At 53.1% G+C, this 11,073-nt stretch carries 10 protein-coding genes; 6 read left to right on the forward strand and 4 right to left on the reverse strand.

The window, feature by feature from the left end:
* Nucleotides 1-40 precede the first annotated feature (40 nt).
* The gene (locus tag AB8B76_RS10360; protein WP_405272266.1) at nt 41-1,555 is read left to right on the forward strand and encodes a malonate--CoA ligase; all 1,515 of its coding nucleotides are present in this window, start codon (nt 41-43) and stop codon (nt 1,553-1,555) included.
* Nucleotides 1,556-1,564: 9 nt separating this feature from the next.
* Here AB8B76_RS10360 and AB8B76_RS10365 read toward each other — a convergent pair whose 3' ends face one another.
* The 4 genes from AB8B76_RS10365 to AB8B76_RS10380 form a co-directional block, all read right to left on the reverse strand.
* Entirely contained in the window at nt 1,565-2,293 is a 729-nt protein-coding gene (locus AB8B76_RS10365; RefSeq protein WP_405272268.1) for a glutathione S-transferase family protein, read from the reverse strand.
* Between the two features lie 136 nt (nt 2,294-2,429).
* Complete coding sequence (locus AB8B76_RS10370; protein ID WP_405272269.1) at nt 2,430-3,638, reverse strand: MFS transporter; 1,209 nt, start codon at nt 3,636-3,638, stop codon at nt 2,430-2,432.
* Between the two features lie 190 nt (nt 3,639-3,828).
* Nucleotides 3,829-4,005, reverse strand: coding sequence for a hypothetical protein (locus tag AB8B76_RS10375; protein ID WP_405272271.1), 177 nt, complete (start codon nt 4,003-4,005; stop codon nt 3,829-3,831).
* 48 nt (nt 4,006-4,053) lie between these two features.
* Entirely contained in the window at nt 4,054-4,371 is a 318-nt protein-coding gene (locus AB8B76_RS10380; protein WP_405272272.1) for a high-potential iron-sulfur protein, read from the reverse strand.
* A gap of 281 nt (nt 4,372-4,652) precedes the next feature.
* On the opposite strand from AB8B76_RS10380, the gene AB8B76_RS10385 reads away from it, so the two are divergent.
* From AB8B76_RS10385 to AB8B76_RS10405, 5 genes are all read left to right on the forward strand, one after another.
* Nucleotides 4,653-6,608 carry an acetoacetate--CoA ligase gene (locus tag AB8B76_RS10385; protein WP_405272273.1) on the forward strand — a complete coding sequence of 652 codons (1,956 nt, stop codon included), beginning with the start codon at nt 4,653-4,655 and terminating at the stop codon, nt 6,606-6,608.
* A gap of 98 nt (nt 6,609-6,706) precedes the next feature.
* A complete protein-coding gene (locus AB8B76_RS10390) occupies nt 6,707-7,852 on the forward strand; it encodes a patatin-like phospholipase family protein (RefSeq protein WP_405272274.1) in 1,146 nt (381 codons plus the stop codon).
* A gap of 109 nt (nt 7,853-7,961) precedes the next feature.
* Entirely contained in the window at nt 7,962-8,723 is a 762-nt protein-coding gene (locus AB8B76_RS10395) for a hypothetical protein (protein ID WP_405272275.1), read from the forward strand.
* A 200-nt stretch (nt 8,724-8,923) separates the two neighbouring features.
* The gene (locus tag AB8B76_RS10400) at nt 8,924-9,943 is read left to right on the forward strand and encodes a hypothetical protein (protein ID WP_405272276.1); all 1,020 of its coding nucleotides are present in this window, start codon (nt 8,924-8,926) and stop codon (nt 9,941-9,943) included.
* A complete protein-coding gene (locus AB8B76_RS10405) occupies nt 9,940-11,073 on the forward strand; it encodes a metallophosphoesterase (protein WP_405272277.1) in 1,134 nt (377 codons plus the stop codon). The genes AB8B76_RS10400 and AB8B76_RS10405 overlap by 4 nt, the downstream gene beginning before the upstream one ends.

Genomic DNA, 11,073 nt, shown 5'->3' on the forward strand with positions numbered 1-11,073 from the left:
GTTAGCATGCACAAGAGATAGTGAGGCGGAGCCAGTCACGATGAGTCAGAACCTTTACGCGCACTTCGCGAGTCGTTTTCAGGGAGTTGAAGACAAGCTGTTGCTGGTGACAAACACTGGCGAGAACTACAGCTTTGCGGATATCGATCAACGTGCCGCCCAGATGGCTGACGTGCTCGTCGAGGGCGGTGTCAAACCGGGTGATCGAGTGTCCGTACAGGTAGAAAAGTCCCCCATGGCCTTGTGTCTATACTTCGCTTGCCTGCGAACCGGTGCGGTATACCAGCCTTTAAACCTCGGCTATCGTCGCGCGGAAATCGAGTACTTCATTGGTAATGCTGAACCAAAGCTCGTGGTTTGCGATAGCGGTAGTGAAGATGAAATGCGGGCGATAGCATCGGCAGCGGGTACAGAGCAGGTGTTTACGCTGAATAGTGACGATAGCGGTTCGCTACTTGAAGCCGCAGATAGCAAGGTCGGCGCTTTCGGTATTCTCCCAAGAGAGTCCAACGACTTGGCTGCGCTGCTGTATTCGTCGGGTACCACGGGAGTGCCTAAGGGGATCATGCTGACTCATGGCAACCTCCTTGCGAATGGAGAAACCTTGGTTGATGCCTGGGGTTTTGCTGCCAACGATCGTTTGCTCCACGCTCTGCCTATTTTTCACGTGCACGGTCTGTTTGTGGCTGTGAGCTGCGTCATGCTAAGTGGCGCCAGCATGCGCTGGTTGCCCAACTATGATGCCAAGCAGGTCGTACAATATTTGCCTGAATGCACGGTTTTTATGGGCGTACCCACGTATTACACCCGTCTACTTTCAGAGCCTGGTTTCTCTGTTGATCGCTGCGCCTCTATGCGCCTATTTGTTTCCGGTTCTGCGCCTTTGCTCGAAGAAACTTTCCACTCTTTTGAGAAGCGCATTGGTCATCGCATTCTCGAGCGCTACGGTATGACTGAAACCAATATGAACTCGTCTAATCCCCTTGGCGGTGAGCGTCGGGCAGGAACCGTGGGATTACCGCTGCCGGGAATCGAGATTCGCATCGTTAATGACGAGGGAGGGCAAGTCGCGAGCAATGAAACAGGCCATCTTCAAGTAAAAGGGCCAAACGTTTTTGCCGGCTATTGGCGACTGCCTGAAAAGACTGCCGAGGACTTTACTGCAGATGGGTTTTTCAACACTGGCGATCTAGGAAAGATCGATGCAGATGGTTATGTCAGCATCGTGGGACGGAACAAAGACCTGGTAATCACTGGCGGCCTGAATGTTTATCCAAAGGAGATAGAGCTTTTTGTCGACGAGTTACCGGGCGTCAAAGAGTCAGCCGTGATCGGTGTTCCCCATGCGGACTTTGGTGAAGCGGTTGTAGCGGTTGTGGTGCCGACCGAAGTTGGCTCAACTACAGAGGCCGATATTATCGCTGCCTGTCGCCAAGAACTGGCTGCCTTTAAAACGCCAAAACGTGTGGTGTTCCTGGACGAGTTGCCGCGGAACACAATGGCCAAAGTGCAGAAGAATGTTTTGCGCGAGTCCTATGCGCAGTTGCTGAGCTGAACAGGTAAGTTACGCATCAGTCTTATCAAGTGCTCGACCGTAAACACCGATAGTCTCTTGAACCCTCTCGGTGTAGGCGTGCAGCTTTTTGTAACTGTGCGCCAACTCAGTGATCCATGTCGCCGGCTGATTGTCGTAAGCGCCCGCCATCATGCCGGCAATTGTGAAGTCGAATATGTTCGGAGTCTCACCAAAGAGGAAGCCTGACTCGGGCACTGCGTCTTCCAGCGCTTGAAGATCCCGAGCGGCAAACTCTTTTTGCTCTTTCAGTGTGTGACGTCCGAGGCCTTGCAGATTGAAGGTCTGGCGTACCTGGCGACGAGCCAGGCCGGCGACGAGGGGGCGTACAGGTTTGGGCGCGATATGGAAAAAACCGCTGACCACGTTTGGCCACCAGTCATCATCTAGCCAGCGACTTGCTACCACCATCCAATACAAGTGGTCTTCGGCTAAGCGAGTAAGGGCGACGCCGTGAGCCTTCTGTTGGCTTGTCATACCCGCATAGACACCGCCGTCGGTGATGCCATCAAGGTACTCAGCAATAAGTTCCGAATCAGCGATTGTTTGCCCTTCGGCTACAAGATAAGGAAGCTTTCCTTTTGGCGCCTTGCCTGGATTGGCTTCTTCAGATGGGGTGAAAGGTACGTCTAGCGCCGTTAATAGCATTTCAATTTTCAGGCAGAACGGACTGACATTGCGCATACCAAATGCCGGCGGCAGGGTAACGAGCTCAAGCATTTTCCTATCTCCAATTTGCACTTTGAGTCTGTGCTGCCGTCTCGAATTTCGAGCGATGGTCGGAGAATACGACGATTGATGATGGGTTGCGAGCATGCTCTATCGTTGCCAAGGCAGGTGGTTACGGGCAGCTCGATCACCGCCCGCGCGCCTGATGCCAGGAAAGAATACAAACCAATGCTGCGAAGAAGCTGGAGAGGGCAACCGTGCCCCACCAGCCGCCGAAACCGTAAGCGATCGCGCCCGTCCAGCTGCCAAGACCGCCGCCTAGAAACATGAGTGTTATGTACAAGGTCATTAGCCTTGTACGCACTGGCGGCGGCGTATTGAGGCTGGTCATACGACCGGTGACATCCACCATGGGACCCACGGTGCTCATGACTGCGATAGGCAGTAACAAAAACAGCCAGTGAACAGTAGCGAGTGACAGGGTAAGAATGCCTAGAAAATTGATGGTCGCCACGCGAAGGCGGGTCCGCTCAGCGCCAAAGCGATCCGCCCAGCGACCGAGGCGCGGCGTCACCAGTAAGCCCACTGCAGAGAATGCCGCGAGATAGCCCACAGTGTCTGTGCCCAAATTGAATTCTTCACTGGTCAGGTGCAGTCCTATACCTAACCAGCAACACAAGAAGGCAGAAAACCCCAGTCCCTGAATGACGCCTGACATCATGATACGGGGGTGCTGCAAGGCCAGGGACATCAGAGACCTGAGTAGCTGACCATAGCTTTCTTTGCCTGCTCCTCCCGGTGGTTCGTCCGAATCCATGAGCATGGGTAGTACAACGGTGGACATAGCCATAAGGATCGCAGCCATCCAGTACACGCTTTGCCATCCAAGTGTTTCTCCCATGAGACCGGATGTGACTCGGGATAGTTGCACACCGGCAATCACTCCGGTGGTAAGGACTGCTGTGACAAAGCCAAGGCGTTCCTTGGGGACTCGCTTGGACGTATAAGCCGGCAAAAGGTAAGGGGTGATAGTAAAGAAGCCGAGCAAGCTCGAGGCGGCTACAAAAAGACCGAAGTCTTTAACCGTCGCCATGGAGACAAGTGCAGCGACTTGAGCAGCGATACAGATCACAGCAAGACGGCGATTACTCATACGATCGCCCAAGGGCAAAAGAAACAGCACGCCGAGGGCCAGAGCAATCTGATTGAGGGCTGGCACCAGTCCCACGAGTCCGTAGCTTACGTCAAAGCTAACTGCCACGGATCCGATGATGGGATGGATGTAGTAAGCATTCGCCGTCACGATTGCGCCCGCTGCAGCAAGAAGAACCACTTCGCGAGTGCTGAGCTGTCGAGGACTTTTATCGATCAGAGGAATCATCCCTAGGGGGTTCAATGAGACATGTGTTGTCTGGCAGAGCCCAGGATACCCATGCGCTCGTGCAGCCTCGGGGTCTCTGGGCAGGTATTAAAGGGGAGACACGGTACAGAGGCTGGTTGCTAATTACTACGATCTACAGCTGACGTGTACGGCGCCTTACCTGCAACCCTCGACGCCACAGCGGTTGCAGTGTGCGCTTGTTTTTTTAGAACGCTCTCAGCAGCACGTAGTCCACTGCAATCAACTGGCAGACACCCACGACCAGCGACAGCGTGTGAAGTCGCTGAAAACGGGATTCATCCCGAGTGTCTGAGGCCGTGTTGATTGCCGGCATGAGGCTTTGCCGCAGGGGACCTGTGGTGATTGCTATTGCGCTGCCCACAGCTGAATCGACATCAATAAACGGCCTTGTATTGCTGCACTGTAGTACTTAGGCAGGGACCCAACCGTTACACCAGCCGGCAGCGTGGACTCGCTTGCCGGCAAAGATCGGGCACATGCCGTATCCGTCATCGCCGGCCTGATACAAGGAGCACGTGGTGCACTGCTGCTGGGCGCCGTCTGCGCCGCCTTTCTTAGGCCATTTGGCCGTGTCCACCGTGGTGTGATCCGCGGCGTAGCCCATTGCTACGGCAATTCCATCGCCCTCAGTGACGATTTCTTGAGCATGGCTAAAGCGAGCTATGAGGAGGCCAGATCCGGCCGCGACTGATGTCTTTAAAAAATTACGACGATTTAGCTTATTCATGAGTGATACTCCGACAGTGTGTGTTCTCGCAAGTGATACGGCGGCGTTGGCAGCTCCGGCTCACCCGTGTTTATGTTTTGTCGCGCTTTCTTGCACCAAATTGGTGCGCATGAGAATTATTCGCGTTCTTATTCCTAGGCGACGGCTTAGCGCAGGTCTGGCAGTATCGGCCTAGCCAGCCCTGTATAATCCTTACTTTGCCGATTTTGGTGCGCCTATTGAACGCGCGATACCTTGAGCTTGCGATGCGAATCAAACCAATTGGAATCAGAGGGTGATACTTGAGTAAGAAGCAAAGTCTATGGCAGCCCGCCTCAGAAAGAATCACCAGCAGCACTCTGAGCCGTTTTCAGGCGTTTGTGGAGGCGCGCAACGGGTGCAAATTTGATGATTATGGAGACCTGCATCGCTGGTCTGTGACGGAGCTCGCTGAATTCTGGCAATCGGTGTGGGATTTCACGGGCGTTCGTGCCACGCGCGAGGCAGATTCTGTACTGGTAGATGAAGAGCGCTTTCCGGGGGCACGTTGGTTTCAGGGAGCCCGCCTCAACTACGCTGAAAATCTGCTTAACCGTCGAGACAGTGGCGCAGCGATCATTGGGCGTCTTGAAAACGGCGACCGCCGGGAACTCAGCTGGTCTGAATTATACGAGCAGGTGGCACTCGCGGCTTCTGCACTCCGGGAAAGCGGTGTCCAAAAAGGCGATCGTGTTGCGGGCATGCTTCCCAATATTCCCGAGACCATTGTGGCAATGCTGGCCACAGCCAGCCTTGGTGCACTGTGGTCTTCTTGCTCCCCCGACTTTGGTGTAAGCGGCGTCCTTGATCGCTTTGGGCAGATTCAACCGAAAGTTCTCATTGCTTGCGACGGCTACCATTACAACGGCAAGACGATCGACTGCACCGAAAAAGTGTCGGAAGTCGCATCGCAGCTAGAGCTGTCCGCAACGGTTGTTGTTCCCATACTAGGGGTACCTGTCGATGGGGCCGTTAGCTGGCCTTCGTATCTCCGGGCACAGCAGACCGATTCCGGAGGCGTTCCCGAGTTGCATTTCGAGCAGCTACCCTTCGATCATCCGCTTTTTATCATGTACTCATCGGGCACCACCGGGGCGCCCAAATGCATCGTGCACAGTGCCGGTGGCACGCTCCTGCAGCATCTCAAAGAGCATCAGCTGCACGTAGGGCTTGCTCCTAAGGACGTGCTGTTTTACTTCACTACCTGTGGGTGGATGATGTGGAACTGGATGGTAGGTGGTCTTGCTACGGGGGCCACACTGGTGCTCTACGATGGGTCGCCGTTTTATCCGGCGCCCGATACGCTGCTCGATATCGTAGATGACGAAGGCATTAACGTTTTTGGGGTGGGCGCTAAGTACATATCGGCATTAGAAAAACAGGGACTCAGGCCCTCCGAGACGCATAAGCTCAATTCTCTGCGCACCGTGCTCTCAACGGGTTCACCGCTTTCTCACGAGAGCTTTCGTTACGTTTATCGAGATGTAAAAGAGGATGTGTGTCTGTCCTCGATCTCGGGTGGCACCGACATAATCTCCTGCTTTGTTCTCGGCAACGAATGTCTCCCTGTGCATGAGGGGGAGCTTCAGTGTGCAGGATTAGGTATGGCGGTAGAGGTGTGGGATGAGCAGGGCCAACCTGTAAAAGAGACTAAAGGCGAAATGGTCTGCGTAAAGCCTTTCCCCTCAGCGCCTGTGGGTTTCTGGAATGATCCCGATGGCCAGCGATATCACAAAGCGTACTTTGCGTCTTATGAAGGTATTTGGGCGCACGGCGATTATGCGGAGTTCACGCCTAGTGGCGGAATGATTATTCACGGGCGATCCGATGCGGTACTCAATCCCGGTGGTGTGCGCATTGGTACCGCCGAGATTTACCGGCAGGTCGAGAAGATTGAAGATGTTCTCGATAGCGTGTGTATCGGCCAGAACTGGGATGACGATGTGCGGGTGGTGTTGTTTGTCGTATTAAAAGAAGGAGCAGAACTCACCGACGAGTTGAGTGCCGAGATTCGAGCAGCCATACGGCGAGAAAATACGCCGAGGCATGTCCCTGCCAAAATACTTGAGGTAACGGACATCCCTCGTACCCGCTCGGGAAAGATCGCCGAAATTCCAGTTCGCAAAACCGTGAACGGGGAGTCCATCGACAATACAGAGTCATTGTCGAACCCCGAGTCTCTCCCGCAGTTTCGAGATCGGCCCGAGTTGCAGGTCTAAACGCCGCGCAGCGCTTTTTTTGGTGATTGGCTGCCTGACGTAGCTTCCCTTTGCCGCAGCCGGTATCTTGTTGCCAAGCTTGGCAATCCTGAGATCCTATGAAAAACGCGTTGATCCTCTCTGGTGGTGGCGCCCGCGCGGCCTATCAGGTGGGAGTTTTAAAAGCGATCGCACAGCTGCTACCAGACGGAGCAAAAAATCCTTTTCCGGTGATTTGTGGGACCTCGGCGGGTGCGATCAACGCAGTTACCTTGGCTGCGCATGACGGCAGCTTTGCTGACGCGATCAACGAGCTCGAAGCGGTTTGGATGCGGCTCACACCCGAGCAGGTGTACCGCAGTGGTTGGGGCGCCATGGCAAGCAGTGGTGGCCGACTGATATTGTCCCTGGTGAATCGCGGAGTTGGCGTGGGTAACCCCGTCGCACTCCTGGATAACTCTCCACTACGAGAGTTGATCAAACATACGATTAACTTTGAAAAAATTGATCGGGCGATAGCTCGGGGCGATATCGATGCGGTGTGTGTCACGGCAACCGGTTATGAGTCGGGCAGATCAATGTGCTTTTATCAGGCCGGCAGCGGAGTTTCCGATTGGTCTCGCTATCGACGCAGTGGTCGGCGTACGCTGCTCAATACTGATCATCTAATGGCGTCGTCGGCAATTCCCACGATGTTTCCCGCCACGCGCATAGAGTATGAGTACTTTGGTGACGGTGCTGTCCGACAACTGGCGCCACTAAGTCCTGCCCTGCATCTGGGTGCCGATCGTTTGTTTATTGTGGGCGTGAGTGCAAACCGTGAGAAGCCCCAGAACGATCCTGCACCGAGATCCGCGCACTCACCGTCCCTGGCTCAGATTGTGGGACATCTTCTAAACAGCGCCTTTATCGATAGCCTTGAGAGCGACATCGAGCGACTGGATCGCATCAACAATTTGCTGGCATCGCTGCCTAAGGAAGCTCAGTCGAGTACTTCGAAGCTTCGCTACATTGAGCGACAGGTTATTTCTCCCTCCGAGGAGTTAGATGTGATTGCGGCACAGAATGTCGATTCCTTGCATCCAAGTGTTCGGTTTCTGCTTCGTACTACGGGGGGTACCGAAAGTGGTGCAGGTTCGACCGCGGCGTCTTATCTGCTGTTCGCGAAACCGTTTGTGGAGTCGCTTATTGCTTTGGGTTATCGCGATGCGATGGGGCAAAGAGATGATATTGCGAGTTTTCTCGGGGTAGAGATTCAAGCTTGAGCTAGAGTAGTCGCGCATGTCTTGGGCAGTGTTCATGCGCGTATTGTTGCTAACGCCATGAACCAGTATCGTGCGTGTGTCTTCCGGCGTTCATTGAGATCATAGACTGATGAATAAGTACCTCGCGATTATCGATATGAAGACGGTGGCGCTTGCCGTAATTTGTGTTGCTGTTACTTACGCCTGCTTCACTCTAAACATTGCCTATGACTTGGATATAACCTTGTTTAGCATTGCTGTGATTTTCCCCTTGGTGTTTACGATTCGTGAAGCATTTAAGCGCCGCGACAACGCGCTGAAGTTTCTCAGCCAGTTCAAATCCGGCTTGTGTTCTGTGCACTACTGTTTCGAGCAGTGCAAAAAGCTCGACGCGGCTCGCCGAGCCGAGGTTTCTTCTTTATTGGATAAAGCCTCGTCGCAGTTTTTTGACGCTCTTGGATCTGAGAATATGGACATTCGTCCAGCAGAAGACACCGTCAACGAAATCATTCACTTCATTCAGCGCAATGACGATGCTATTTCCAATGGTCTGGCCTTGAAGATCATTCGCTTTGTTCAGGAAGTGAATGAAGGTATGGAAAACACCATCAGTCTGAAGATGCATGGCACACCTATCAGTATGCGTGCTTACTGCCTGGTTTTTGTGTTTGTGTTTCCCTTTGTCTTCTCGCCGACCATCGTCTACCACCTGCCTCACGCGCCGGTGTTCTTAACCTACGGTCTTAGTGTCTTGCACGGTTTTATCTTGATTTCCCTCTATAACGTACAGATACAGATGGAGAACCCCTTTGACCAAATCGGCCTTGACGATATTCAGCTTGATGAATTTCGTTTTCGCGCCCTGGAGCCCTCTAAGATTGCTCTTGATTGAGCTTGTACCAAAGCTTAATGAGCGCACCTGCTAGGCAAAATTGAAACGTTTCGATCAAGTAAGCGGAGTTGATGCGGACAGACGAGCTAGCAGAGAGTCCTGAATTCAGCGTATGAGCCTAAGGGGTGCAAGTGTTTGCCGAGACTGTTCTGGCGGCCTAGACTTATAGGGCTTTTGCTAAAACTCAGGAAACAATTGTGATGCTACTACGTTTACTTGTTCCACTCTTATTGCTCCTCAGCCCAAGCCTGTTTGCCGCTCCGCTTTTTGATAGCCATGAGCAGCTCGCAATAACTCTGTCCGGCCCTTTCGAACTCATTGATATAGAGCGAGATAAAGAAAAAGAGTACCTGGGGTCTTTGAGCTATGACGACCCGGAGCTAGGGCCGACGACTCTGGAAGCGAAGTTTTCCGTGCGTGGTAATTTTCGGCTTCGCAAGGATGTCTGCAGTCACGCGCAGCTGTGGGTAAATCTAAAAAAGGGCCAAGCCAAAGGCACGTTGTTCGACAAGCAAAACAAGTTAAAGCTTGTCGTGCAGTGTAAAGATGCTGACCGCTACGCTGAGTACATAGGTCGGGAGCAGCAGGCTTACCAGATTTTCCAAACTCTTTCGGATCTCAGCCTGGATAGCCGTATGCTCGATGTCACTTACGCTGACTCGGAAGGCGGCGAAACACGAAGTCAGCTTGGCTTTTTTATTCAGCACCAGAAGCGCCTTGCCAAACAAAACGACATGACTGTGTACAAAGAGATCCGTGCGGATAAATCTCGCTTGGATGCCGATCGTAGCGCGATGGTGGCGCTGTTTATGTACCTTGTGTCCAATACGGATTACTCATTTATAGCGGCGCCTCCGGGTGATACCTGCTGTCACAACATCAAGCTTCTGGAAGCCGCAGACGGAGCCCTTTATCCCTTGCCTTACGATTATGATTCCACGGGATATGTGAATACCTCCTACGCCGAGCCGGCGGGAGGTATTGGTCAGAGTAACGTGAAGCAGCGTATGTACCGTGGATACTGTGCAAGCGATGATGCAATGGCAAAGGCAGTTGAGCTTCTACAATCCAAGCGTGCAGCTATTTATGAGATCGTTGCGGACACCAGTTACGTGTCTTCCAAATCTATGAAACGTACGAAGAAGTTTGTTGATAAGTTTTATGATGTTTTAGACGACCCAAAGAAGTTTCAGCGAGAGATTGTTGAAGAATGCAGATGATGGCCCCTAAAGAAAACGGACTAGCGCGTTGCTTGTTCCTGTGGCTGTTTGTATTTGCAGCGCCATGGGGCAGCGCTTCAGAGTCGGATTGGCAGGGCGTTGAGCGCGTGGTTGCGGTAGCTGATGTTCACGGTGATTACGAAAACTACATTGAAGTCCTACGTCAGGCGGAGCTGATCGATCACCGGGGTCGCTGGAGTGGCGGCACTACGCACTTTGTGCAGTTGGGCGACGTTCCCGACCGTGGTCCCGATAGCGCTAAGATCATCGAGCATTTGAAAGCGCTGGTGAAGCAGGCTAAGCGAGCGGGTGGCAAGGTCCATCCCTTGATAGGTAATCATGAAGCCATGAACATGACGGATGATCTGCGTTATGTGCACCCTGGGGAGTACGAAGCGCTTAAGAGTCGACGAGCAAAGCGCCTGCAAGAAGACTACCTGGAGCGGGTTGTGGATTACGTTGTCTCGCAGCAGGGCGAGGAAGCGGTCGACGACGCGTTTCGCGAGCAGTTACTGAAAGACTACCCCTTGGGCTTTGTAGAGCATCGCCAGTATTGGAGTTCCCAAGGTGAGTTTGGTGAGTGGGTTGCAGGCCACAATGCCGTGATCCGTATAAATAGGAGCTTGTTTGTCCACGGCGGAATCAGTTCTGATTTCTTGGAGCAAACGCTAGATAGTATCAACGACAATGTGCGCTCAGAGCTCAGTTCTGTAGACCCCTCCAACCTCAGTTTTGTTGATGATCAGCGTGGTCCTCTTTGGTACCGCGGTCTCAGCATGGGAGAGCAAACCCCGCTGATCGCAGAAGAAGTCGATGCCTTGCTAAAACACTTCGATGTGGATCGTATTGTAGTGGGGCACACCCCAGGCTTTGGTACAGTAGTGCCGCGCTACAACGCTAAGGTGCTCGCTGCAGATAGCGGCATCGCCGCGCATTACGGGGGGCATCTAGCCAGTGTGCTTATTGAGAATGGTGAAGTGTTTACGATCCAGCGAGGCCAGCGAGTCCCTATTCCGAGTTCTGATGAGGGTTTGCTCGAATACTTTCGAGCTATCAATGAAATTGAGCCGGGCGTAAAAAACCTCGAGTTTCTTATTCGCCAGCTGGAAGAGGGCGACGAGTCGCCCTAG

Origin of the sequence: Congregibacter sp. (assembly GCF_045107095.1) — a bacterium.
Taxonomy (GTDB): domain Bacteria; phylum Pseudomonadota; class Gammaproteobacteria; order Pseudomonadales; family Halieaceae; genus Congregibacter.